The following is a 25,532-nucleotide window of genomic DNA, read 5'->3' as shown; positions in this document are numbered from 1 at the left end:
TCTGCGCGAGGTGACCCCAATGCACGCTTTCAACGGAACGCTCAGCCGGCTGCGGCCTACCGTCAACTTTGCCAGTCACGATGAAGCACCTTCCCGGATGACATGGGGACCGCGCCTCATTCCCGACTGCCAGCTGTTCTATGTTGCGTCCGGGGAAGCGGAGCTTCAATTGGGGGCCGAAACATACCGATTGCGGAGCGGCGACTACGCCTTTTATGGTGCGCACAGTCCGCATCGGTTAGTCGCGGTTCAGGCTACGCGCTTCTTCAGCCTTCACTTTCACCTCGACCATGACTCCCCCGTCCCAGTGCATCCGGCCTACTCGATCCTCCACTGCTCCGAGCAAGAGCTCGTCCAGGAGCCGATGGCCTACACGCTCGAGATCGACGAACGGATCTCGCTCACTCTGCCGCACCACTTCGCCGTTCCCGGGCTGGAGCCGATTCATAAGCGGCTCGAGACGGAATATCAGCGCGAGCTGCCCGGTCACGCTTGGCTGCTGCGCGCGCTGCTGATGGAGCTGCTCACGGGGATCGTCCGGCATCTGCTCGGCGAGCAGCCGCTATCGCCGGATCGAGCTAAGATCGAGCCGGCCCTGCAGGCGATCGAGCTGCATCCGGAGGTCAACTGGACCGTGGCCCAATTGGCCGGGCTGTGCGGGTACCATTCGGTGTATTTCGCTTCGCTCTTCGGCCGGGTGACCGGTACGAATCCGAAGCAATATTTGATCGCGGAGCGCATCCGGAAGGCCAAGTATTACTTGCTGACGAACGAGAAGCTGGACGTCATCGCCGAACGGCTCGGCTACTCCAGCCTGCATTATTTCTCCCGCAATTTCAAGGAGCTGACCGGCCTCACGCCGACACAGTTCAAGCTGCAGAACCATTAAAGAGCAAACAAAAAGCGGTTGGCAGGTCATCTTACGCAGACTCCGCTCAACCGCTTTTCTACTTAGCTCCGTACTACATCACGCTCGTAGACGACCGGGAAATGCTCACCCTGCAGGATCTCGCCCGGCTCGACTTCGACATACGGCAGCATTGGGTGATGGGCCGAAGGCACGTACCGGGTATGCCCCGGCATGTAGTGCACCGCGATCGCCCGGCGCTTCCGCTCGGAGCGGTTGTGCGGGCTGCCGTGCCAGGTGAGGCTATGGTGGTAGCCCACCTGCCCCTTCTTGATCTCGAACGGCACCGCCTGGACCACCGCATCTGCCGGAAGCATCTCCGGATCGGCGTGATACGGCATGAACCGGTCGTCGGCGCGGAGATACTTTTGCTGGTTGCCCCACTTGTGACTGCCCGGCACCATCCACATGCAGCCGTTCTCGATGACGGCGTCGTCGAGCGCGATCCAGGCGCTGACGAGGTCGGCCGGCTGGATGACCGGCCAGAGCGGGTGATCCTGGTGCCAGGCGGTCGGCCCCCCGGTGACAGGCGGCTTGTATTGAATCTGGTCGTGCCAGATGCGGAGCGTGTCCGTCCCGCACAGCTGGGCGATTTCCTCGCACACGCGCTTGTTTTTCGCATGCTCGAGGTACGCCTCGCTCGCCATCCAGATGTTGACGATCTGGACGACCTTCTCGCTGATCTTCATATCCATGCCCATTCCGCTCTCTTGATATTCGAGCAAGTTACGGTTGAGGACCGGCGCTTTCCCCGACTTCCCTTCGATGACGCGGTCGAGCTCCTCGCGAAGCCTTTCCACTTCTGCATCGCTTAACACGACGTCCCCTTTAAGAAACCCATTCTTCTCGAACTCGTCCAATTGCGCTTGCGTTAACATAAGCTCCAGCCTCCCTAGTCGGATCCGCGAATCACGGTTTGTTGTTTGCTTCCTTGATGCAAGCATATCCGACCCGCATCCCTCCCGTATTTGCCATTCTGCAACAAGCATTTGCACTTTTGCAAGATTGTGCGGCAAGACCGGGCGTATGCGGAAACAAGAACGGCAAAAAGCCGACCGTGGTCCCCATACTCGACCTCGGACGGCTCTTTCCGCCACCCCAACTTATTTCGCGTTCTGATACCCTGGGTACATCCCGGTTGAAATCGCGATCCGATTCCAGTTGTTAATGACGTTAATCGCCATGATCAGCTCCATGTACTCCTTCTCGCTGAAGTGTTCGCGCACCCGGTTGTACAAGGCGTCGCTAACCCCGCCCTTCGAAATTTCCGTGACCGCTTCGGTCAATTCCAACGCCGCCCGCTCGCGATCGCTGAAGCATGGGCTCTCCCGCCAGACGCCGATGAGAACGACGCGTTGCTCGTTATCCCCCAGCTTGCGAAAGTCGGTTGAGTGCATATCAAGGCAAAATGAGCATCCGTTGATCTGCGAAGCCCGGATTTTCACGATCTCGTAGAGTTCTTTGTCCAGGCTGCTGCTGCTAACCCATTGCTCGAACGTGCTCATCAGCTTGTAGACCTCAGGATGGACATTATAATGATTGAATCGAAGGTTCATGGGGAACCTGCTCCTTCCATTGTGGGAATGCGGCTTCTTAAGAAGCGCGCTCATGATGTAGACAAATAGCCGGCCGGTTTTGTGACAAACACTTTGCAGCTAGGTTCGATCCACTGCCCACAATATTAATTGTGCGATTCAATGATCGGGAAGCCCGAGATGCTTCAGCTTGTCCGGATTCACAATCAGGAACAACTGCCGGATGCGCCCCTCGTCATCCCAGTCGGGGAGGAGCACCTTGACGATCGCGCCATCCCGCAACAGGGCGAGGCCCGGCTCGCCGCCAAGATGGATCAGCCTCCACTCTCCGGCCAAGCTGCCCTTCGCCGCGATCCCCTCGAAGAACGCCGCGATTCTCGCCGCGCTGACGATCGGATGGATCGCCGCCCGCACCTTGCCGCCGCCGTCCGACACCATCACCGCGTCGTCGCGGACGAACGCGAGCAGCTCGCCGAAGCGGCCCGACTCCGTCGCGCGGGTGAACATCCGCAGCCACGCTTCGGAGCGTTCGCGATCGAGCGTTCGCTTCGGCCGCTCGCCCTGGAGCTTCATATTGGCGCGGCTGACGAGCTTGCGGCTGTTCGCCTCCGTCTTGTCCATCGCCTGCGCCACTTCCCGGTAGCTCATCCCGAATACATCGCGCAGCAGGAACGCCGCACGCTCGTCCGGCGACAGCCGCTCCAGCAGCACGAGGAGCGCGTAGCTCATGTCGTCCGAGAGCACCGCCCGGCGCTCCGGATCGTCCTCCGGGCGGTCGGCGACCGGCTCCGGCAGCCACTGGCCCGGGTACACCTCTCGCCGGTGCCGTGAGGAGTTCATGACATTGAGCGCCCGATGCGTCACGCTGCGGATCAGATACGCACGCATCTCACGAATCCCGGACAAGTCGGTCTCCGCCAGCCGGACGAACAGATCCTGCACGATATCCTCGGCCTCCGCCATCGAGCCCGTCATCCGGTAAGCGACGGAGATCAGCAAGCCCCGATACTCCCGGTAAATCTCATCTATGGTTATCTGCATCGCCATTCTCCCTTCTCGGTCACCGGTCATGATCCCACGCTAAAGGGGGATAATATCGCGTACAGACTGCGGCGCTGCTCGTCCGTGAGCGGCGACAGCACCTGCGCCGCCACCCGGCTCATCGCGGCCCTCGCATCCGCCACGAGCGGCAGCGCCTTCTCCGTGACCTGCAACAGGGTCGCACGGCGGTCCTTCGGGTCGGGGAGTCGAACGAGCAGCCCCTCCTGCTCCAGCGCATCGACGAACTGGGTGACCGTCCGCGCCTGAATCCCGAGCTTGTCGGCCATATCGCCCATCCGCACCTGCCCGGCCTCCATTACCGCTGCCAGAAACCGCACTCGTGGCCCCGTTAGGTAAGCGGGGACCGAGCAAGCCGTGAGGCCGAGCTCGAATTGACGGTGGAAATGATGGGACGCGCGGAACAAAGCTTGCAGGACGTCCCCCGCCGATGGTGCGGGCTCCGAGGGATGATCGGGTTTAGGGTTTCCGGACTGGCGCATATGAATCCTCCTTGACGGCTTCTTTGCACGGCTTTTAGCACGGTCTTGCACGGCTTTTTTGCACGGCTCTCTGTGCTGCTTTTTGTACTGGTTTACTGCACTGCTTCTTGACTCCTCCAAATAAATCCCATACACTCATAGTGAGTATACTCAATATATGCGAACTCCGATTTTATTCATTGTACTTCCGGGCATTGAGCGATGTAAAGTCATTCCCCTATTCGTGCGCCTACCCTGATCTGAAAGGAGCTTCATTATGAATCATTCCGCGTCATTCATGACAGCCATCCGTTACCATCGGCACGGAGGTCCCGAAGTGCTGCAGGTGGAGCAAGCTCCCTTCCCGCAGCCTCAAGCCGGGGAAGTGCTCGTACGGATCCATCATGCCGGCGTGCTGCCGGTCGATTGGAAGCTGCGCCAAGGGCTGATGCCCGTCCCCGTGAACTTCCCGGTCATTCCGGGTACCGCCTTCGCCGGCGTTATCGCGGAGATCGGCCCGGGCGTGACCGGGTTCCGGCCGGGGCAGGCCGTATTCGGACGCAGCCCGAAGGGCACGTATGCGGCCTACACGACGGCGGCGGTCGAAGCCATCGCGCCGAAGCCCGACGCGCTGCCGTTCGCCGAGGCGGCGTCGTTGTCCGGCGGCGCGACGACGGCTTGGCAGGCGCTCGTGCATGACGGCGCGTTGAAGGCCGGCGACCGGATCCTTATCCATGGCGCCGCCGGCGGGGTCGGTCTATACGCGGTTCAGTTCGCCCGCTGGATCGGAGCGACCGTGATCGGGACGGCGAGCCCGGCCAACATGGACTTCGTCCGCTCCCTGGGCGCGGCGGAAGTGGTCGATTATACGACGACCCCTTTCGAGCAAGCGGCAGCCGAGGTTGACTTCGTGCTCGATACGGTCGGCGGCCCGACGCTGGAGCGATCCTGGGCGGTTGTGAAGCGAGGCGGGACCCTCGTGTCCCTTCTGGCCCAACCGTCCGAGGAGCGTGCGCAGGCGCTGGGTATCCGCGCACTCAAGCCGAGCCGGACGGCCGGCACCGCCGACCTGGAGGCAATCGCCCGCTTGATCGAGCAAGGCCATGTCCGGACGTTCATCGGTCCGGTCCTACCGCTCGCCCAAGCCGCCGAAGCCCATCGGCTCAGCCAATCCGGACATGGCCGGGGGCGGATCTTGCTACATGTGGGCGATTGACTCGCACATACATGCTTATCCTATTAGTTAACTATGCCATGCAACGAAATGGAAAAAACCGAAGCCCCCACCATAGGGCTTCGGTTAGACTTCCTTTATCCGCCTACGCTTTTCCCCGCCAATAGTCCCCATGCGGATAGCGATACGTACTGGGCGGCTCCGCCGCCGCGGTCACCGCGAACGGCCCGAACGGCCGATACTCGAACGGCTTCTCGTGGGCGAACGCCGGGTCGTTGCGTCGGCGCTCCATACATGCCAAGAGCACCTGCTGCTTGAGCGGGATGTAGGCCGGCACGTGCGGGCCATAGTCGTGCTCCGTCTCGATCTCGCGGAACTCGAAGTAGACGGTGCGCCGCAGCGCGTTGCCGTCGCCGGCCGGCGAGCCGTGCAGCACAGTGATGTCGTGGAAGATCGCGTCGCCCGCCTGCATCGGGACCGGTATGGCGTCGGACGTATCGAAATCGGCGTCCCGGCGAATGCGCGCCTGGATCTCTTCCTTGCTCCACTTGTTGCTCCCCGGAATGACCCACAGGCACGATTTCAGATCCGCGTCGTCCATATAGAAATCGACATTGAAGATCGGCTTTGGATTGACCGCTCCATAGGGGACTTCCGCATCCCGGTGCCACGGGACGATGATGCCCTCGTCCGGCATTTTCAGCACCATCGAATCCCATGTCGGGATAAAATTGCGGCCTTGAATTTTCTCCACGGACCGAAGGATGAACGGATTGCCGAGCAGCGTCTTCATGGAGTCCTTCTTGTCGATGACGTACTCGATCCGCTTCAGCACATTGTTGCCGGTCTTCCGTCCTTTGCCATACATGTAGTCGGAATTATCGTCGACCCCCGCCATGCCGATCTCGGTCAGCTCGGTCATTTCGGCTTGGGCCTGTTTCAATTCGTCGCCCACCACTACACGACGCAGCACAAGGAACCCATTGTCGAGGAAAAACTGCGCCTGCTCGTCCGTAATGCAGTCCTGCTGCTGAGCATCCACATAAGGAATCTCAATCGAAGGAACTTTCGAATCCATAACATGCACCTCTTTCGGCTTACTGGAATGGAATCGAGGCGATGGCCACCGCTCGGATTTGTCTTCATTGTACGTCAGATTTCGCCGGCTGTAATTAGACAAAACATATGATTTGGTATCCAATATTATGGTATGTTAAAAGCAGATGAAGTCGCCCCTCGACCATTTACCATTCGCACTCGCCAAGGAGGTAACGCCATGTCCGACTCAGGCAAAGTCGACCTGTACTCCCTCTCCCCGCAGGATACGATCCCTTACATGGAGAACTACCATTTCCCCCCGTACATCACACTCGCGCATACGTTCAACGCCCCCAAGGGCTGGCACATCCCGACCCGCTACCTGAAGCATTACGCCCTGCAATATGTGGCGGCCGGCGCAGCGGATTACGAGATCGGCGGGCGGGTGTACCGGACGGTCAAGGGGGATATCGTCGTGCATCGGCCGCAAGAGTCGAACTCGATCTATACAATCGAGGGGCAGCCGTATGTATGCGTGTCGCTTCTGTTTCATTTCGGGGCGAGCGAGTTCCCGTTCGAAGCTTTGTTCGCGCATGGGCACTACTGCGGCAATTACGCCGACCATCCGGTAGACCGGCTGCTCACGCAGCTCGTCACCCACTACCAGCAGCCCGGGCTCGAGAACCTGATGATTTGCCAGGGACTCCTCCTGCAAGTGCTGGCTCATCTGTCCCAAGGGAAGCAGGAACAGGCCCCCTCCGGCAAGCAGCATCCCGGCAAGGCCAAGATCATTCTCGTCAAAAATTACATCCACGAGCATTTCAACCGGACGATACAATTCGAGGAGCTGGAAGCCGTGGCCGCCTTAAGCCGCAGCTACATGATCCCGCTGTTCCGCAACACGTTCGGGCTGTCGCCGATGCAGTACCAAATCTGGCTGCGCGTGAAGGCGGCCAAGGAGCTGGCTATCCAGACCGAGCTGAGCGTTAGCGAGATCGCGGACCGGGTCGGTTATGCGGACGTGCATGCCTTCGGCAAAATGTTCAAAAAGAAAACCGGCCACAGCCTCACCGACTACTGCGCCACGATGACGACAGGAGTGGGCAAGCTGGACCGGTCACGGGGTTCTTACTAGAGTTGCAGCGTCTCCCGGATACAGCGGAAGATGCGGTCATGTCCAGGCTGGAGGAAATGAATCGCGTCCAAGAACCAGGCTCCCTTGGACCGCACGAACTCCGTGTCCGCCAGGATCGCCCGTTCCGCGTCGGCCAGCGTAAGACCGCGTTCTCGGGCGATGTCGCGGATCGTCTCGTTGTAGGCGGCGAATGGATGCGGGAACTCCCGGTCGTCGACCGGATCGTCCCACTCGTGCGTCTCGCCCCGCATGGAGGACACCGGTCCGCTCGTCCACAATACGCAGTCGCTGCCGAGCAGCCGGATGCGCTCGACGAGCGACTCCATCGTGCGGCGATAGTCGGCCAGCGGCACGCGGTGGCGCCAGTCGTTGATGCCGAAGTTCAGCAGCACGAGATCCGGCTGCAGCCGGCCGACCAGCTCGTCGAAATGGTCGGCTCCCCGCGCGGCCGTCCACCCGCCCTGCCCGGCGTTGTGCACCTCAACGTGCGCACTCCGCACGGCGCAGTACCGCTGCAGCTGCACGATCCAGGAGCCCGTGATCAATTCCCGGTCATAGCCTGCCGCCCGCGCCTCCTCCCAGCCGTCCGCACAGCTGCCGTATGTCCAACTGTCCCCATATCCTACGATGACAAGGCGTTCCCCGGCCTCCAGCTTCCGCCTCACTTGCTCGAATCCCATTGCGATTCCAACCTCCTCCGATTCCCTTCTATAAAACTTACCTAGATTTTACATCAGGCGATGACTTACAGAAAGCCATATTCGCTTAAATAAAAAAAGCAGGTCGACCTGCGACCCGCTTAAGAGGTGAATTCTTGGCGATCCGAGCGGTACATGTCCCTATAATCACTGGGGGTCATGCCCATGATTCCCTTGAAGGCACGATTCATGGTCCGCATTTGACTGTACCCCACTTCATTAGAAATATCCAAAATGGACAAGGACGTGCAGACCAGTAGGCTGGTTGCCCTGGCGATTCTCAAAGCATGCAGGTAATCCTTGAATGACTGGCCCACATGACGCTTGAACACACGATTGATATAGGCGGCATTCATTTGGAGTTCCCGGGCCACGCCGGACAGAGTAATGTCCTCGCTGAAATGCGTGTGCAAGAGCTGCAGGAGCTTCTGAATCAGCTCCTCGCCTTCGCCTGATCCGGGGCTCGGACCAGCGTCCGCATGAAGCGGCGATAGGCGGAGCAGAAAAACCAGAGCCTCGAGAAGCTTTGCGTGCAAGGCGGAATCTTTGAATAAGAAGTGATTCTCGTACTCCTGCTTCATGGACTGAAAGAGGCCGATCATATACTCGGTTTGATTTTCGTTTAGATCATACTGGGTAGGACGCCCGTGGCTGGTTTTGATCAGGCTGTTGCACAGATCGTGGCCGGAGGGACGAAAGAACAGCTGACTCAGCTCGAACATGCAATTGTATTTATGGACATTCGGATGATCCAAAATAATTTCGTGCAAATGATGAGGGAGTAGAAAAGTCAGGGTCCCTCGACGGAACGGATGCGGCTTTCCGTTTATGATTTCGGTGCCGGTTCCTTCGATCACAAGACTAAGCTCCGCAAAATTGTGATGATGCAACGGAAAGTTATGATCCATTCGCTTTTCTACAATGAACATAGGCAAAATGCTTTTACCGAATTGCGCATGCTTCAACGAGTCCAGGTATAACAGATTTCCAGTCATATCCCTCACCGCCGTTTTTTCTTTGGAGTCAGCCCGGCCTCCTACAACCACTACCCTTTTACCGCTCCTACAAGCTGACCGTGAATGAAATACTTTTGAACAAAGGGATACACGATAATAATGGGCAAAATCGTCAGCATTAACGCCGCCATTTTCAAGTTGTTCGGATGAATGAGGGTCTCGCTGCTGAAAAGCGACTTCTCCATTTCCGGATCGATCAATTCGGCGCTTATCAGAATGTCCCTTAATTGAAATTGCAATGTCCACATTTTTTTATCTCGGATGTAGATCAATACGTGAAACCACTCATTCCAATACGCCACTGCACTGAATACGACAAAGGCCATAGCCATGGGTAACACAAGGGGCAGGATAATATGGATCAGGATGCGCAATTCGCTCGCCCCATCGATTTCGGCCGATTCGATCAGCTCCTGGGGAAGTTGATTAATCTGATTGCGGAATACGATAATATAAAAAATGTTGATGGCGCCGGGAAGAATCAGAGCCCAGTACGTATTGTTCAAACCCAGCTTATTGACCAGCAAATAAAGGGGAATGAGGCCGCCGCTGAAGTACATCGGAATGATAAGAACCGTAAACAGAAATCGCTTGCCGATCAAATGCTTATTCGCCATGACATACCCCGCCGCAAGCGACAACAAGATGACGAGCGTCGTATTCACTACGGTAAGAAACGCTGTATTCATGAACGTGCGTATGAATTGTTTGCTGTTCACGAGCTTATGGTACGCTTCCAGGTTGAACCCTTGGGGCCAAAGCCCGACTTTGCCAAGCGAAGCCGCCTCATAACTGCTTAGCGATATACTGATCGCGTTAATAAAGGGGATCAGAATAGACAGGCAAAATAAAACAAACAACAGATAGTTGAACCAATCGAATAATCGTCCTGCCGTCGAACGATGCAGCATGTCTTCCCCTCCTGTTCAATAAAGTCCAACACCTACGAGCTTTTTAGATACCCTATTCGCGGTGATCAGCATAAGGAAGCCGAGCACGCTCTGTACAAAACCGATCGCAGTCGTTAAGCTGTATTGCGAATTTTGCAAACCGATCCGGTATACATAGGTACTGATAACGTCTGATACCTCGATTACAAGCGGGTTTTGCAGCAGAAATATTCGTTCGAAGCCGATCTCGAATAGATTAGACAGTCTTAGCAGCAGCAACAGCACGATCATGGGTACCATTCCAGGCAGAGTGATATGCCAGATTTGGCGGAGCCGGCTTGCGCCATCCACCTTCGCAGCCTCATACAAGCTGGAATCGATGCCAGCGATGACCGCAAAATAAAGAATCGCCGACCACCCTACTTCCTTCCATATACCAACGGAAACTACGATACCCCGAAATAATTCTTTTTCTGTCATAAAAAAGACCGGCTCGATTCCGAACCAGCCGAGCATCGCATTGAGCAGACCGCCGTCGGGCGACAACACCTGATAAAAAAAGCCCGATACCACGACCCAGGATAAGAAGTGAGGCAGGTAGGATATGGTTTGCGTAATTCGTTTGAATGTCGTGCTGACCAGTTCATTGGCAAGGATGGCGAATATAATTGGAGCAGTGAATCCAAAGATCAGATCGTAAAAGTTAAGGATGAGCGTATTGCCCATCACCCGCCAGAACGTTTCATCCGTCAGGAAATGAATGACATGCTTCATCCCCACCCAGGGACTGCCCGTAATGCCGCGAAACGGAGAAAAATCCTGAAAAGCGATCGAAACCCCATACATAGGGATATATTTAAAAACAACTACCAAAAGCAGTGTCGGGGCAAGAAGCAAAAAAAGCGAGAACTGCGTCTTCATATTCACCCGTCGCTTACGTCTCGCGTTTGGTCGTTTACGCTTAGTTGCCGGTTCCACAATTGCATCCATGGATCCATCCTCCTGTGCTCCATTATAGAATCATGCTTGTCTCAATAAGAGGAACGTACCCGCGGTGAACCGACCTCATCGCGAGGTCGGTTTCGCGGGCACCAGATTATTACCACTCGATTTCTTTAACGCCCAGCTTCTTAAGCTGATCCTTGTTAGCATTCATGTACTTCGTATATTCGTCATAAATAAATCCGTATTTCTTCTTGTATTCCTCGACTCTTTGATCGAACTGCTGCATCGTAATCTTCCCCATGATCGCTTCGACTGTCGCCGTCGATATGAATTGGTTCGATTCGGTTTTTTTGCTGGATGCTTCGGCGGGAAGCGTTACGAACGACTCCAGCGACAAGCCGGTTGCCAGCGCAGCGTCCTCCAGCATTTTCATGCCGTCCATTCGTCTTTGGAACTCGTTTTTATCCATCACGTTCGCGGCAGCCGCGATACTTGGTTCTTTTCGGTCGTTGAACCCAAATATCAGAGCGAGGCTCAGTGCGTATCTTCTAGCTGGATCGGACAGACCTTTCCCGTCAACCGGGGTTTTCTTGCCGTTCTCCACCTTGAAATCTTCGCCCTCTTTGCCCCAGAAAATAGCATCGTGCAGTTTATCGGTAGCAAATCCTTCAATCACTTTCCACGCCCGATCCTTATCCTTCGTTTTCGCGGAAATATAAATGCCGTGACTATTGATAGGGAACGCTCTCTTAGGCTGAACATACTTGGTATCCTTCAGCACGGCAGGATACTTCTTGAGTGGCGGTGCGATCTGGATTTCTTGATCCGTAGCCTTCGGCGCACCGGATGGAATCATTTGATCCGCGTTATTCACTTCAAAGAGGACGCTTCGGTTTTTCTTCTTTTCCGACCATTTGGCCCCGTCGGTCGTAGCGAATTCTTTGTCAAGAATCCCTTCGTCGTACAATTGCTTCATCACTTCTACGGCCGCCTTGTACTCCGGAAGCGTAAAGGTACTGACTGCTTTCCCGCCATCAATCCGGTAGGAATACGGCTTCGCTCCGTACCAATAAAAGATCGGTACGCCAGAATAGGAGATCGCAATTTCGTTGACAACACGATTCGTCATCGGAAGGGAATCCGGTTCCGCCTTCTTGATTTTGCGCAACAGCTCGATCCATTCTTCAACCGTCTCCGGCCATTTGCCCCCGTTATATTTGACGACAAGGTCGTAGCGCACCATGACGCCATCTCCCTGCGGAGCCGTCGCCCAAGACATCGGGATGCGATAATAATGACCCGAGCTCGATTTAGCCATTTCCATCATTTGCGGGGTGATGTACTTCTGGATCAGGGGCGATTTGTCATAGAAAGCCTTCAGGTCCAGAAAAGCGCCCTCGTCGGCCCGCAGGTTGGTCTCGTCCGGATACACGGTATGGACGAGATCCGGCAGGTTGCCGGAGGAAAGCATCAAATTGAACTTGGTTTTGAAGTCGGCATAGTTCGGCACCTCCATCTCCAAATCCACGTTCGCATAATCCTTAATGATATTGATAAATGGATTGTTGCTTGGATCGACGCCGTCCGTATAAGCGATACCGGAGTTGTTCATAAACATGCTCATCTTGATTCTTTTTTCTTCCGTTTTCGCGGGGGTCGGGCTTGCTGCTGACGATGGGGGCTCGCTCTTACTGGAGCAGCCTGCAGCTACAACACCCGATACCAACAAGGAAGTCATGAGTACTGATAACGTTTTCTTCTTTCTGAACAATGGACACCCTCCTAATTTCCCTTTGATGGAATCCAACTAAATCGAATTGATTTCTGGACTCTATCTTTATCATAGAACACGCCCCCCTTTGTAAGAGGTCAGTATTATCTTTAATTTGGACCCAGATTAGACAAAGATTTCGGGTACCCTCCCGCATTATCGGACGATTTCTAACCTTATTGCGGACGATTATACACCCGTGATCGGAATCAGTAACACAATTGAAGTTCCGCTACCGGGACCGCTGGTAATCGTTAGACTGGCTTGGTCCCCGTATTGCACTTTGATCATCCGATTCACGTAATGGATGCCGATGCCCATCCCTTTCTTGCGACGCTCATCTGCGCCGTTATCCAGCAGACGCCCGATTTCCTCCTCACGCATCCCCAATCCGTTGTCCTTCACTTCAATCCGAATTTTATCCTCGCCTTCAAATCCCGTTTTGACCTCGACGCAGCCGTCGTCTCCCAGCCCATGATAAATCGCATTTTCCACAAGAGGTTGGAGGATAAACCTAGGGATCGGTACATCCATCAGTCCATCCTCCGTCTGTATCTCTACTTCAAATTGAAAATCGTAACGGATTTGCTGCAAGGCCACATAATCTTTAAGGCAAGCGATTTCCCGGCCCAATGTGGCCGTCCCTCCCTTGCCCATGTTGTAATAGAGCACTTTGTTGAGCAGGGAGACGAGATCCTCGATTTGTTCCTGCCCTTTCAATCGCGCCAGCCAACGAACCGTATCCAGCGTATTATGAATGAAGTGCGGATTGATCTGAAAGAGCAGCTTCTCTACCTCAAGGCGCGATTTCATTTTTTCGTTCTGTTCCACTTCCACCAGAAGCTGCCCGATACGCTGCCGCATCTCCTTGAATCGATCCAGTACATAGTCGAATTCGGCAATCTGAGGATAGTTCAGAGGTGAATGCAAGTCGCCCATCTGCAGAGACCGGATCTCTCTGCTAAATCCGGCAAGCGGTTTGTATACGGTTCTCCTTAGCAGCCATGCGAAGCCTAGCGCCACCATCAGGGTAACGATAGCAATGACGGCAAACTGGCGCATCCAGCTGTCTCTTTCCTTGTCGTAGTCCCCGTTCGGGATGACGGCGGTCCATACCCAACCTTCACTCAACTTTTCGGAAAAGAGGTAGCTGTCCTCCGTTTTACGGAATGGCAAACCGGAATGGACGGGCGAGAGCTGGGACCCAACGGTAAATTCGCCCGATTTCTCACTATACACGATCCGGTTCCTACTATCCGACATGAGGTAATCGGTAGTCATCCCGGATGGATGATCGCCCATTAATTGAGGTAATACCTTAGGGCTTGTCTCCACATAAATATGCAAGTTTTCGTATCCGGGAAGGAAGATGCGGCGGTCCACAGAGAGTACAAGCGCGTCAGACGCAGGCTCGATTGAAGGATGGATGGCATGATAAGCAATTCCGCCGAAGCTGTACAGCTTCGGCAGTTCTTGGGGGGAAAGGTCAACCGGAAGACCGGTATCCTTGAACGCCACTTTTTGGGTGTCGGAGAAGTAATAATGGACAAACCCTATATCGGGATTCGTATACGTAATTAGAAAGATGTAGTTCTGGATGTCTTGCTCCGTTTTAAATCGATCGTAAGGATCGGACGATAAATATCGGCCCAGATCCTTGCCGATGCCTTCCTCGTAAGACAATTGCATGGCGACATGGTTTAATCTTTGAAGCTCCTTGTCCAACGAATTGGCGGTAATATTAACCTGATTTCGCAAGCTGCTCACGATTTTGTTATCCAGCATGGAGGCGATTGTATAGTAGGAAACCGCGCCGATCAAAGCCAGAGGCACGAGCGAGGATAGAAGGAGGACCACAACCACTCTGCTCTTCAGGGTATACAACGAAATGGGCCAAACGCGCGTAAGTTGCGTAAAGACACGATGCATCATAGGTTGCGACCCCTCACTTGGGCAGTTGCCGATATTCGCTAGGCAGGACTCCCATTTGCTCGTAGAATACCCTGCTGAAATATTTTTCGTTAAAGTAGCCGCACTGCTCGGCCACCCAATAAATCGGATTGGCCGTTTGCCGAAGCAATTGTTGCGCATGGGCAATTCGAAGGCTGCGGATGTAGTCGTTAAACGATTGGCCGACAATATCCCGGAAGCACTGGCTAAAGTAGCTTCTGCTCATATTGGCCGCTTTGGCCGCATCCGCCAGCCTTATTTCTTGGTTAAAATGCTGGCGAATGAATGAAATGGCCTTGACGATCCCCTGAACGACCTCATTGGAGTAGGTTTTACTAAGCTTACTGCGCAGCTCTCTACGCACCGTCTGCAGCCATTCCATCCCATTAGACCAATGGGCAAAGGGACGCAAAGAACCGAGCGGCGGAATGGATAAATCCGGGACAATGCGTCTCCACTCCAATACAGCCGAATAAAAGATGGCCTCCAATTGCGATACGGGCGGTTGAAGCTGCTCGGTCTCAGAGATCAGTTTGTTAAAAATAGAGTCATCCATCACCCAAAAAAGGGAGGTCCAGCCCTCCCGAAGCCGGACCATGTCGCTTTCCGCAGGGACCAGCAACCGCGGCTCCATCAGGGTTTCAACCGGAAGCCTATATAGGCTGCGTCCCTTTTGAAACTCGTAGAAGAACGAATGCTCTTTGTAGGCTCGCAGATTCGAATACCATTCATTCCGATCGCCTTCATACGTGCCGGTTACGAGAATCATCGCCCAATCTTGTTCCAGCCCACAGCGGACAAGTTCATCGGCTTCCTTGTCCAACCCGCTGCCGTCGAAGGATTCAAGCAGCCACAATCCGAATCCGATGCCTACAAGCGGATTCGGATATACGAACGACAGGTCTTGGAGCGCTTCCATATTGGATCGGCCGCTAAGATCTACGAAAACGAGAACCCCATCATTGTGGGTTCCTTCCGTTCCAAACACCGCCTTGGAATAGGTGGATTTATGGCGATCCGCCTGTTTGATCTCGTCGAGGATCCGACTAGAAATTCGGCCCAGGACTTCTTCCATTTGTTCCTTCTCCAGCTGCACTTTGGCGATATAATCTATGGCTCCTATGCGTAAAGCTTGTTGAATATGCTCGAACTCTTGATGGAACGTCAGAACGACCATCCAGATATGCGGATAGGAGCTTCGCACGTGACGCATTAACTCGATGCCATCCATAACCGGCATAGCCAGATCCGTGATCAGGAGATCAATCTCATGGTTCTCCAAAAATTCGAGAGCCTTCATACCATTATTGGCCTCGCCGACAACCTGCATGTTGAAATCATTCCAAGGCATGGTGTAGATCAAGCCTGTTCGCACCAATTTATCATCGTCGACGATCAGCACTTTCAGCATGCCGTTTCCCCCTCGTCACTCGTCTTCCATCTCATAGCAATAGAGCCGCGCCCCCGGCGTGCAGTAGATCTTGTTGTTCTCCTTATCCATATGGAAGCCCAGAAGCCATCCTTCAGCCTCGGCAACAACCGAGAATTGATCGTTCTGAATCTCGTAGCGGAACAGTTTGTTGTCACCCGCGCCGTATATGATGTTGCGGTCTGTGATGTCCATGCCGGGCCAGATTGCGTTTTGAATCGGAATCTCTTTTTGCCAGACGACGCGATTCTCTTCGTAGTCATAGGCGAATAATACGCCATGGCCGGTCAACCCATAAATCATCCCGTCCTTATGCTTGATCGAGACGATTTGCTGCGCCCCTGCCACGGGATGGATCTCCTTTACCTTTTGCTCCTTATCGATGTCCCAGATGAACAATCGAGCGTCTAGCGTCGGTCGATCGGCACCCGTGCCCACCTCGTTCGTAGTAGCTGCGCAGATCAACCGAGTTCCCGGAATGTTGTCCAGAACATAGACGGATTGCTCGTCTACAATGCCCCGCCATACGGTAAACTGCTCCGTACGGGGGTTTAGCCTCGTCAAGGCCCCGGAAACTTCGCCGTAATCGGGAATGGAGGCGATATAAATATTGCCGTCGGGCCCCGTTATCATGCTGACAGGCCGATTCTGCCTCGATCCGATTTGCCCGATTTCCCGCGGGTTATGTCCGGCCTCTCGGCCGACATTCCAAGGCTTCATAGGGTCATAGACGGCAATATAGGATCCCGGATAGCTGGCCGAATACAGCTTTCCATCCACGTTCGTCATCGAATAAATTTCTCCGCCCGAGGAAGGCGTCGGACATCCAAGCTTTACGCTTTCTCCCGTCGCCGGATCGTAGCGGAACATGCGCAAAGGCAGAGCGGAGCTTCCATAAATTTTGGCATCCGGCCCCTTATGCACCATCCACATCATGAGTCCCCCGGATTCGTATTGGAGGGGATAAGCCGCCTGGTTTCCTTCCTGATCCGCAAGGGTCACATGAGTATTCGTAACGGAAACGACCTTCCGCCCACCGGACAACTGAAGCTCCGGAGCAGCGCCGCGTTGCTCTACTCGGATCAGCCCATTTCCGACCACCTGGTACAGATCCTCGCTTTTTGGAGCTTTCACGAATATGTTGCCTTGTGCATCCTGCGTCATTTCCGGGAAGCCTGTAATCGCTTCCGGATAGGGGATGACCGACATCCCATTCGATTCCGGGTCGTAAATGCCAAGCTTCATCTGCTTGCTCCCAAGCGCAGCTATCACTTTCCCATCGTTTCGCACTCGAACGTTCCGACAGTACACGGATTCCTTGTCGAACGTTCCTAGATCCGTAACCATCTCTGTATTCAAATCTAACGCAAACAATTTCCCGCCCGGAAAGGTTCCGCCGTAGAGCTTGTCTTTCCCATCGTAGGCAAGAGACCAAATATACTCTTCCCCCGGCACGGCCTGTCCCAAATCGATCATTTCATGCTTATGAGCATCGTACCGCAGCAGATGGCCCTGGTAGTAAGTCCCCAGATATACCCTGCTTCCGACCGACGCAATGCCCCAAGCCCCTTGCTTGGCGCTAATATTCGGATTATTCTCGGCCCTGTACTGCGTCGTTTCATTCGTGTCCGCATTATATTTCAAGAGCAGCACAGAGTTTTCATATTGGGTTAGAGAGATGTAGATGCAATTCTGATTTCCACTCCCATCCTGCCCTACTACGTAACTTTGACCTAATATAGCCCCTTCTTTGACGGGCGCTCCCAAATCTTTAAACATCGTTCTCTCTCCTCTTCTGATTGCAAGATGCGATTCCTTCCCATGCATTTTACCTCAAAATCGACAGTTATCACGGTCAATACGGACATTTCTAGCAGACAATTTGTTATTTATCCTCTTTTGTCCCTAGTTTTTTATGATTTATCCGTATTCTATGCCTACAAAGGAGTAGAATGCAATTGAAATAATGAAAACGCATTCAACAATACGGAAAGGAGAAACCAGCTTTCACGATTCAAAAGAATTCAATCTATGACAGGAGGAGTACCTTATGTTCAAGAAATGGTTAGCGGCTATGATCTTGCTTGTTTCCATCCTGCCGCTGCTCCCTGCTCAAGCGGCAGATATGCTGATCCCCAATTACAGCTATGAATCCGGTATGACTTCGTGGACCCAAACCCACGGTACAGGCGGAATCACCGTTTCCACGGAACAGGCCCATACAGGTAGTAACAGTGTCAAGATCGTGGACAACTCAAGCACCGCGTCCTATGGAATCCAGAGCGAATATATGCCGGCAGTGGCAGGCAAAAGCTATTACGCTTATGCATGGTCCTATATCCTGAGCGGTAACGCTGACCTCTATATTCGATTCTTCAACAGCTCGAAAACACTGCTTGCCTCGGAGTTTGTAAGCAAGAGCACCCCCGTCGATCAATGGTCCTTTTTACAAACCAGCGGGGTTGCACCGGCAGGAACCGCTTATGTAGCCGTGCTGCTCTATAGTAATAATGGGGCAATAGGGACCACATACTGGGATGATGTATTGATCACAGAAAAGATTACAAACATAGGATCTGTCGTCCATAGTACGTCCATGCGCAGCGCTACCTTAGCGAAGGATGGCAATGGAAAAGCCGCCTTTTACCTTGGACTAAACGGAGCGACAGGCGTTCCCGCATCTATGGTTGAGGTGAACGTGAACACAGGCGCCATCCAAAAGCAAATGAGTCTCCCAGGTGCAACGTTCGCGCATTCTGCAACGACTACTATAGATAATAAAGTGTATATGGGCACCTATCCAAGCGGATATTTATATCAATTCACACCAGGTGCGGCCAGCCCTGTCAATTTAGGAAGAGCGATCTCTGACGCCACTTATATTTACGCGCTTGCTGCGAGCGATCTCCCGGGCAAAGTATACGGTGGAACGTTTCCCAATTCGGGTGTGTTCAAATACGAACCCTCCGCCGGATTCTACACGTTCTCGCCGAAACCTTTCTTCGCGGGATCCGAATACACATACGGTATTGCCTATGACGCTTCGAGAAACGTGCTGTATGCGGGTACCGGCGGAGTGAAGGCTCAAATCAGCAGGCTCGAGAACTCTGGCGGCTTGCGCCACGATAACTTACTCCCTGCCGCAATTGCGGATGCGAACACGGCCGTCGATAAGATGAGCTTCGATGGAGATAAAGTGTTCGCCCGCGTCATTCCGGAAGGCAAAGAGGTTGTGCTGGATGTGACTAAAAACCTGGATGGCAGCATTACCACCGTAGTGGATGCCCAATTCCCCATCGGTTCTTATGGGGTCTCACCGATTATGGGCGGTAAAGTGTACTACACGTATCAAGGGCTCCGCACTTACGATGTCAATACGAAGACTACAGCACCTGTGCTCAATCCGGACAGTACCCCAGTGAATATCCCTTTTAACGGTTACGCCTGGGGGTTAGCCACCCTGGACGATCAAGTCAACTATCCTGGAGAAACGCTAGTCGCCGTGGGTCATACAGCAGGTACAATCGGACTGTTCAAATTCAATCCTACTTCCATGAAAAGCAGCAGTATGCTGCTGTCAAGTCTCCCAGGAGTACCTGTGGATATTAGCTCACTTGGATCAGCAGGGCCGGATCAGAAAATATATGCCGGCGGTTTCCTTTCCGGCGGCGTAGGCGAATATACTCCCATGCGCAGCGATCTGAACAAGATGTTCTACGGCCTTCCGCAGATGGAAGGGATGGTGTCCCAAGGCAACACCCTGTATATGGGCGGTTATCCCAATGCCAGAATTTATAAGAACGATATGACCCAGCCATGGGCACCGTCGCTGGTTGTCGATATCGGGGCGACCGATTTGCAAGAACGACCCTTCGGGATGGCACAAGGCGATAATAAGGTGTTCATCGGAACAGTAGCCGCATCGGGACATTTGGAGGGCGCTCTGTCGATCTATGACAGCATCACAGGCACCACGCAAATCTACCGAGATATCGTTCCTAATCAGAGCATCGTATCGGTTGCCTATTATAACGGGTATGTTTATGCAGGATCTACCATTGGAGGAGGTAAGAATACGACCCCAACGGCGACAGAAGCGAAGCTGGTCAAGCTGAATGTCGCAACAGGGACGTACACGACCTATTCCATGCCGGTTTCCTCCCAAGGAATTACCGCGCTTACTGTTGGACCTGACAATAAAATATGGGGATTGTCGGAAGGCTACGTGTTCGCCTTCAACCCGACTACGAACGCTTTCGATTATCATGTGCAGCATTTTACAGACGTGAATTATTCCACCTCAAGTCAAATTACGCAAGATGGCTCTTTAGTTCAAGGAAGGCCAGGCAGCAATCTGATCTTCGGGACGATCAAAAACCATCTCTTCCAAATCAATACCTCAACGACAACGGTTACTAATCTATACAACGGAGTAAATGACTTCAGAAATGCAACTAGAGACGGCTATGGCAACATCTATTTTAGAATGAATAACAGTCTATTCCGTTGGGCCTATTAGCCTGAGCTTTCTCTTTCCCTTCATAACTCAAGGACCTTTGGAGCGACAGCTCCAAAGGTCCTTGAGGGTTATCCTCAACCAGTCGGACTCTCGGCGATATCGGCCACGGTGAACGTAATCCGCATGATCGCCGGATTCTCCCCGGTATGCCGGACGGCGCGTTGCTGCGCCTCCAACAAGTCGAAATATTTGTAGTAAATCTCCGCCTCCTCCAGAGAGGCCACGGCGAAGGGCGCTTCTTCGATAAAATAGCGGGCGTCGGCGAATTTCAGCACATGGGCGGTTTTCGTTCTAGGCATGTTCCGATCTCCTTAACATCAGTCTACGTGCTTCAATTATCGCACCCGCCACACCGGAATTCAAACCTGCCTTGCAACCTCCCCGCATGGCCAAGCGTACTAAGTATGATAAAGTTCCCAATGAATCCCACTCGCAAGTTCTTAAGAAAATCTTCATGTTTTCCCTACATCCTTTTTAAGCCCCGCGCTGTAAAATGATGGGTACCATACATACCGGTTGCCCAAAACGGAGGTTGTTGTGTGCTAGAAGTAGAACAGCTGTCCCACTCGTTTCTGAACGGAGCGGAGCCCACGCTGGTGCTGGACGGGATCGACTTCCGGGTCGATACCGGCGAGATGGTGGCCCTGCTCGGCAGCTCCGGCTCCGGCAAGTCCACCCTGCTCAACCTGATGGCCGGCTTGATGAAGCCGACGCGGGGGAGCATCCGCATTGCCGGGCACGCCATCGAGAAGATGAACGAGAACAAGCTCGCGGTGTTCCGCCGGACGCATATCGGCTTCATCTTCCAATCCTACGAGCTGATCCCCCATCTAACCGTCCGGGAGAACGTCGAGCTGCCGCTCGTCTTCCTCGGGGTGAAGGGCAAGGAGCGGCGGGTGAGAGCGATGGCGCTGCTCACCCGTGTCGGACTCGGCCAGAAGACGGAGCTCTTTCCCTCCCAGCTGTCCGGGGGCCAGCAGCAGCGCGTCAGCATCGCTCGCTCGCTGATCGGCGACCCGGCTGTCGTCTTCGCGGACGAGCCAACCGGCAACCTGGACACGAAGACCGAGTCCGAGATCATCGATCTGCTGACGGAGCTGAACGTGAACCACGGCACGACCTTCGTCATCGTCACCCACGAGCATGAGGTCGCCCGGCGGACGAAGCGAATCATCCAGCTGCGGGACGGCCGGCTCGTCGAGCCGGAGAGGCCGGAGCCACAGCCGGAGCCCCTGCAGGAACAGGCGGGTGTCGGCACATGAGACTGCGCGATTACATTACGATCGGCTGGGATCAGCTGCGCCGCCGCAAGGTCGTCACCCTGCTCTGCGTCATGGGCATCGCCATCGGCTCCGCCTCGATCATCGTGGCGCTCGCGTTCGGCGAATCGATCGCCCACTACAGCCAGCAGCAGATGAGCCGCTATCTCAAGACGGATGAGATTACGATCATGCGGTCGGGCGAGCGCGTGAAATCCACGATCGGCGGGCCAGCGGTCGACCTGAACGCGATTACCGATCAGAAGCTCTCCCTCATCCGAGCGCTCCCTCACGTGAAGTCCGTGGCCAGCTACAGCCCCATGGGCATGGTGGAGTTCGTCGTCGACTCGACCAAGTCCGGCCGCCTCGACTTGCTCGCCACCGATCTGACTACGTTGTCGGACTTCGGCATGGAGGTGCAGCAAGGAACACTCGCCGACATGGACAACGCGATCGTGCTTACATACTCGGCCACGGTTGGGCTGCGGGATACCCGGACCGCCCAGATGGACGATGCCGAACGTGCTCGTCTCGCCCAGGAAGGGAAGCGAGATACGTCTCCCCTCATCTCTTACCCTCTGTACCAGAAGCAGCTGCGTCTTGTGCAGACCATTCCGCTCGCCGACGGCACGTCCAAGAAGTTCGAGTACTCCGTCCGCGTCATCGCGATAGAGAAGATGCCCGCGAATGCGAGCGACGACGCGATCCGCTATTCGCCGAAGCTCGCCTACGTCAGCCCGAGCTTGGCCCGGCAGTTCAAGGATGCGGCCAGCTCGGTGCCGAATCCGGCGGGAGGCATGGCCGAGCAGGACTTCTTCAACCAAGTGAAGGTGAAGGTCGATTCGGTCGAGGCCGTCGCGGACACGGAGAAAATGATCAAGTCGCTCAAGCTGCAGACGATGTCCAACCTGAGCCAACAGGAGAGCTTCGCCAAGGAGTTCGCGATCGTGCGCATCATCTTCGGCGGCGCCGGGCTGTTCATCCTGTTCGTCGCCTCCATCTCGATCGTCGTGGCGATGACGATGTCGACCCACCAGCGGCGGCGTCAGATCGGCATCATGAAAGTGCTGGGCGCGAACCTGGCGCAGATCCGCAACATGTTCGTGTGCGAATCCGCCCTGCTCGGTGTCCTAGGCGGGGTGGTCGGCATCTGCCTCGCTTACTGGGTCATCTGGGGCATCAACATCCTGGTCATCCAGTTTTCCGGCACGCGGCCCGGCCAAGATCCCGAGATTCTGTTCATCAGCTTGTGGATCCTGCCGCTCGGGATGTTCTTCGCCCTGCTGACCGGGATCTTGTCCGGCATCCTGCCGGCGATCAAGGCATCGCGCACCGACGCGCTGACGGCCATCAAACGAGAATAGCGAAGGAGTGCGGGAGATGAAGAAGAGAAGAACATGGCTGTATCTCACCCTGGGCGTCCTCTTCCTGGCGGTCAGCGCCTTCTTGTATATGCAGAGTCACCCTAAAACCCCGACCCAGACTATGGGGGCGGTTCCGGGCAATACGATCCAGTTCCAGGTGACGCAGGAGGATATGTCCAGCCGCGTCGAGGTGAAGGGCAAGTCATCTTATGTGAAGGAGACGATCGTCTACGCGCCCTTCTCGGCCAAGGTGACGCAATGGAATGTGAACGACGGGGCTCAGGTGAACAAGGGCGACCTGCTCTACACGCTGGAAGACAAGCCGCTCAAGAGCGCGATCGAGCAGCAGTCCGCCGAGCTGCGCAAACAGGATCTGGAGGCGAAGCTGAAGCTGGCCGAACAGGCGGCTACGGCTTCGGCGGGCAAGACGCTGGCCTCGAACGATGCCGAGGCGCTGCAGCAATACGCGCAGGCGAGCAGCCGCGACGTGCAGACGGAGCTCGAGCGCCTGAACCGCTCGATGGCGGAGTCCGAGCTGCAGCAGAAGCAAGAGCAGCTCGCCAAGGCGGTACAGACGGCGCCGGAGTCCGGTATTTTCCTGCTCGCCAGTACAACGAAGCCGCAGCTGCTGCAGGAAGGCGCGCCGGTCGGCAAGATCGTCGACGTCTCCAAGCTGCAGATGACGACGTCGGTCGGCGAGTACGACGTGTTCCGGATACAGCCGGGCATGCCGGTCGAAGTCAACATCGAGGCGATGAAGGAAACGAAGCTGGCCGGCAAGGTCGAACGGGTGTCCCAGTTCCCGAAGGCCGCCGGCGCCGGGACCAATGCCGACACGGCGGCGGCGCAGTTCGAGATCGTTATCTCGCTCGACGCCAATGCGAAGCTGATCGCGGGGCTGAGCTTGACCGCCTCGATCCAGACCGAGACGCGCCAGGGCGCCATCACCGTCCCGACCATCGCCGTTCAGCGTGACAAAGATGGCACCTTCGTCATGGTCCAGACCGAGTCGGGCTTGCAGAAGAGAACGATCAAGATCGGGCTGGAGACGCCGGATAAGACCGAGGTGCTGGAAGGGTTGAAGGTCGGCGAGACGGTCGTGCTTCAATAAAGGGACGCCACCGCGGGCAGGGGACAACTGCAAACCCTGAATAGCGGTGGCGTTTATTTACGTATATTTTGCCGGAAATAAAGAAACACAAGGGAATGAGGCCTTTTTGCCCGTTATGTCTAATGTCTAGATTGTTGGAGGAATACTGATGATTAAAGCCGCCCAGCAGTGGAACGAACGCTTCAAGCAGCTGATCGCGAACAACCGGTTCGTGCTCGCACTCTTGGTGTTGCTGTTAACCGGGTTAACCATTCTGGTGTTTACGCGCATTTCGTTTATTTTCACCCCCGCGCTTGTCATTCTTAAGACGGTCCTGTTCCCGTTCGTGCTGACCGGCGTGGCGTATTATTTGCTGAATCCGTTCATCGACTACTTGGAGCGGGGCGGCGTCCGGCGCGTCTACTCGATCTTGTTCCTGTATATCTTCATCCTGGCCTTTCTTACGCTGCTCATCCTGATCGTCATCCCTCTCATTCGGGAGCAAATTCAGGCTTTCGCGGCCAACTTCCCGCGCTATAGCGAGCAGATCACCGGCCAGATCGACCGCTGGATGGGCAGCAGCCTCCTCGATCAGCTGCAGGAGACGATCGACTTCAATCTCAATGACTTCACGAGCAAGCTGTCGGAGTCCCTTACCAAGGTGCTGAATAATACATGGATGAGCATTGCCGCCGTCGTGGGCGCGATCACCGAGATTGTCCTGACGATCGTGACGGTCCCGTTCATTTTGTTCTACTTGCTAAAAGACGGGCGTAAGCTCCCCCACTATCTGCTGCATTTCGTGCCCACCGCCTGGCGGGAGCCTACGTACCGCGTCCTGACCGAGATGAACGGCCAGATCAGCTCCTACATCCGGGGGCAGATCTTCGTCAGCTTTTGTATCGGCGCCCTGCTGTACATCGGGTACCTGATCATTGGCCTGGATTATTCGCTCATTCTGGCGATCTTCGCCGCGTGTACGGCCATCGTGCCTTATCTGGGCCCGGCGATCGCCATCACGCCTGCGCTCATCGTCGCGATCGTGACCTCTCCCTTCATGCTGCTGAAGATGGTCATCGTCTGGACGCTCGTGCAGCTAGTGGAGGGCAAGTTCATCTCGCCGCAAATTATGGGGAAGTCGCTTCACATCCACCCGATTACGATCATCTTCGTCATCCTGGCCGCCGGCAGGCTATTCGGGGTGCTCGGCATCATCCTGGCGATCCCGGGCTACGCCGTGCTGAAGGTTATCTGCACGCACCTGTTCCGTTGGTTCCAGGCGCGCTCCGGCT

Annotated in this window: 23 protein-coding genes; 9 read left to right on the top strand and 14 right to left on the bottom strand. The window is 55.0% G+C overall.

All coding sequences use genetic code 11. The annotated features are described in order from the left end of the window. The first annotated feature begins 19 nt into the window (after nucleotides 1–19). Nucleotides 20–889: a helix-turn-helix transcriptional regulator gene (locus tag ACI5FR_RS04295; RefSeq protein ID WP_405450771.1), complete on the top strand. Its 870-nt coding sequence runs from the start codon at nucleotides 20–22 to the stop codon at nucleotides 887–889. Between the two features lie 62 nt (nucleotides 890–951). Here the strand turns inward: ACI5FR_RS04295 and ACI5FR_RS04290 are convergent, their stop codons facing one another. From ACI5FR_RS04290 to ACI5FR_RS04275, 4 genes are all read right to left on the bottom strand, one after another. Continuing rightward, complete coding sequence (locus ACI5FR_RS04290) at nucleotides 952–1,785, bottom strand: phytanoyl-CoA dioxygenase family protein (protein WP_405450769.1); 834 nt, start codon at nucleotides 1,783–1,785, stop codon at nucleotides 952–954. A gap of 225 nt (nucleotides 1,786–2,010) precedes the next feature. Further along, nucleotides 2,011–2,463, bottom strand: coding sequence for a carboxymuconolactone decarboxylase family protein (locus tag ACI5FR_RS04285; RefSeq protein WP_405450766.1), 453 nt, complete (start codon nucleotides 2,461–2,463; stop codon nucleotides 2,011–2,013). A 138-nt stretch (nucleotides 2,464–2,601) separates the two neighbouring features. Then, nucleotides 2,602–3,483, bottom strand: coding sequence for an RNA polymerase sigma factor SigJ (sigJ, locus tag ACI5FR_RS04280; RefSeq protein ID WP_405450763.1), 882 nt, complete (start codon nucleotides 3,481–3,483; stop codon nucleotides 2,602–2,604). Between the two features lie 26 nt (nucleotides 3,484–3,509). Beyond that, nucleotides 3,510–3,983, bottom strand: coding sequence for a MarR family winged helix-turn-helix transcriptional regulator (locus ACI5FR_RS04275; RefSeq protein WP_405450760.1), 474 nt, complete (start codon nucleotides 3,981–3,983; stop codon nucleotides 3,510–3,512). A 256-nt stretch (nucleotides 3,984–4,239) separates the two neighbouring features. On the opposite strand from ACI5FR_RS04275, the gene ACI5FR_RS04270 reads away from it, so the two are divergent. Further along, nucleotides 4,240–5,178, top strand: a complete 939-nt coding sequence (locus ACI5FR_RS04270) for an NADP-dependent oxidoreductase (RefSeq protein WP_405450757.1) — start codon at nucleotides 4,240–4,242, stop codon at nucleotides 5,176–5,178. Nucleotides 5,179–5,281: 103 nt separating this feature from the next. Here ACI5FR_RS04270 and ACI5FR_RS04265 read toward each other — a convergent pair whose 3' ends face one another. Beyond that, a complete protein-coding gene (locus ACI5FR_RS04265; RefSeq protein WP_405450755.1) occupies nucleotides 5,282–6,214 on the bottom strand; it encodes a phytanoyl-CoA dioxygenase family protein in 933 nt (310 codons plus the stop codon). Nucleotides 6,215–6,412: 198 nt separating this feature from the next. Here ACI5FR_RS04265 and ACI5FR_RS04260 point away from each other — a divergent pair, with 198 nt between their 5' ends. After that, on the top strand, nucleotides 6,413–7,309 hold the full coding sequence (locus ACI5FR_RS04260) for a helix-turn-helix domain-containing protein (protein ID WP_405450752.1): 897 nt from the start codon (nucleotides 6,413–6,415) through the stop codon (nucleotides 7,307–7,309). Here the strand turns inward: ACI5FR_RS04260 and ACI5FR_RS04255 are convergent. From ACI5FR_RS04255 to ACI5FR_RS04235, 5 genes are all read right to left on the bottom strand, one after another. Further along, nucleotides 7,306–7,989, bottom strand: coding sequence for an SGNH/GDSL hydrolase family protein (locus ACI5FR_RS04255; RefSeq protein ID WP_405450749.1), 684 nt, complete (start codon nucleotides 7,987–7,989; stop codon nucleotides 7,306–7,308). The genes ACI5FR_RS04260 and ACI5FR_RS04255 overlap by 4 nt on opposite strands. Nucleotides 7,990–8,108: 119 nt before the next feature. Next, nucleotides 8,109–9,002 carry a helix-turn-helix domain-containing protein gene (locus ACI5FR_RS04250; RefSeq protein ID WP_405450747.1) on the bottom strand — a complete coding sequence of 298 codons (894 nt, stop codon included), beginning with the start codon at nucleotides 9,000–9,002 and terminating at the stop codon, nucleotides 8,109–8,111. A 50-nt stretch (nucleotides 9,003–9,052) separates the two neighbouring features. Further along, complete coding sequence (locus ACI5FR_RS04245; protein ID WP_405450746.1) at nucleotides 9,053–9,934, bottom strand: carbohydrate ABC transporter permease; 882 nt, start codon at nucleotides 9,932–9,934, stop codon at nucleotides 9,053–9,055. 15 nt (nucleotides 9,935–9,949) lie between these two features. Beyond that, a complete protein-coding gene (locus ACI5FR_RS04240; protein WP_405450743.1) occupies nucleotides 9,950–10,903 on the bottom strand; it encodes an ABC transporter permease in 954 nt (317 codons plus the stop codon). Between the two features lie 109 nt (nucleotides 10,904–11,012). Then, nucleotides 11,013–12,470 carry an extracellular solute-binding protein gene (locus tag ACI5FR_RS04235; RefSeq protein WP_405450741.1) on the bottom strand — a complete coding sequence of 486 codons (1,458 nt, stop codon included), beginning with the start codon at nucleotides 12,468–12,470 and terminating at the stop codon, nucleotides 11,013–11,015. 4 nt (nucleotides 12,471–12,474) lie between these two features. Here ACI5FR_RS04235 and ACI5FR_RS04230 point away from each other — a divergent pair, with 4 nt between their 5' ends. Further along, nucleotides 12,475–12,669 (top strand): hypothetical protein, encoded by a 195-nt coding sequence (locus ACI5FR_RS04230; RefSeq protein ID WP_405450739.1) that lies wholly within the window; start codon nucleotides 12,475–12,477, stop codon nucleotides 12,667–12,669. A gap of 149 nt (nucleotides 12,670–12,818) precedes the next feature. Here the strand turns inward: ACI5FR_RS04230 and ACI5FR_RS04225 are convergent, their stop codons facing one another. The 3 genes from ACI5FR_RS04225 to ACI5FR_RS04215 form a co-directional block, all read right to left on the bottom strand. Continuing rightward, nucleotides 12,819–14,486: a sensor histidine kinase gene (locus ACI5FR_RS04225; RefSeq protein WP_405450737.1), complete on the bottom strand. Its 1,668-nt coding sequence runs from the start codon at nucleotides 14,484–14,486 to the stop codon at nucleotides 12,819–12,821. An 88-nt stretch (nucleotides 14,487–14,574) separates the two neighbouring features. Next, nucleotides 14,575–15,990: a response regulator gene (locus ACI5FR_RS04220; RefSeq protein ID WP_405450734.1), complete on the bottom strand. Its 1,416-nt coding sequence runs from the start codon at nucleotides 15,988–15,990 to the stop codon at nucleotides 14,575–14,577. Nucleotides 15,991–16,005: 15 nt separating this feature from the next. Further along, a complete protein-coding gene (locus ACI5FR_RS04215) occupies nucleotides 16,006–17,787 on the bottom strand; it encodes an NHL repeat-containing protein (protein WP_405450731.1) in 1,782 nt (593 codons plus the stop codon). 271 nt (nucleotides 17,788–18,058) lie between these two features. Between ACI5FR_RS04215 and ACI5FR_RS04210 the strand changes: the two genes are divergently transcribed. After that, nucleotides 18,059–20,527, top strand: a complete 2,469-nt coding sequence (locus ACI5FR_RS04210) for a hypothetical protein (RefSeq protein WP_405450729.1) — start codon at nucleotides 18,059–18,061, stop codon at nucleotides 20,525–20,527. A 74-nt stretch (nucleotides 20,528–20,601) separates the two neighbouring features. Here ACI5FR_RS04210 and ACI5FR_RS04205 read toward each other — a convergent pair whose 3' ends face one another. After that, nucleotides 20,602–20,826, bottom strand: coding sequence for a hypothetical protein (locus ACI5FR_RS04205; protein ID WP_405450726.1), 225 nt, complete (start codon nucleotides 20,824–20,826; stop codon nucleotides 20,602–20,604). 240 nt (nucleotides 20,827–21,066) lie between these two features. On the opposite strand from ACI5FR_RS04205, the gene ACI5FR_RS04200 reads away from it, so the two are divergent. From ACI5FR_RS04200 to ACI5FR_RS04185, 4 genes are all read left to right on the top strand, one after another. Next, on the top strand, nucleotides 21,067–21,789 hold the full coding sequence (locus tag ACI5FR_RS04200; protein ID WP_405450723.1) for an ABC transporter ATP-binding protein: 723 nt from the start codon (nucleotides 21,067–21,069) through the stop codon (nucleotides 21,787–21,789). Beyond that, a complete protein-coding gene (locus ACI5FR_RS04195; RefSeq protein WP_405450720.1) occupies nucleotides 21,786–23,150 on the top strand; it encodes an ABC transporter permease in 1,365 nt (454 codons plus the stop codon). The genes ACI5FR_RS04200 and ACI5FR_RS04195 overlap by 4 nt, the downstream gene beginning before the upstream one ends. Before the next feature lie 16 nt (nucleotides 23,151–23,166). Then, complete coding sequence (locus ACI5FR_RS04190) at nucleotides 23,167–24,261, top strand: efflux RND transporter periplasmic adaptor subunit (RefSeq protein ID WP_405450718.1); 1,095 nt, start codon at nucleotides 23,167–23,169, stop codon at nucleotides 24,259–24,261. Nucleotides 24,262–24,412: 151 nt separating this feature from the next. Beyond that, a partial coding sequence (locus tag ACI5FR_RS04185; protein WP_405450716.1) for an AI-2E family transporter occupies nucleotides 24,413–25,532 on the top strand: 1,120 nt, incomplete at its 3' end.

Source organism: Paenibacillus sp. HJGM_3 (assembly GCF_045062745.1).
Taxonomy (GTDB): Bacteria; Bacillota; Bacilli; order Paenibacillales; family NBRC-103111; genus Paenibacillus_AA.
The sequence above is the reverse complement of the archived record's forward strand: the minus strand, read 5'-3'. Positions and strand labels throughout refer to the sequence as shown.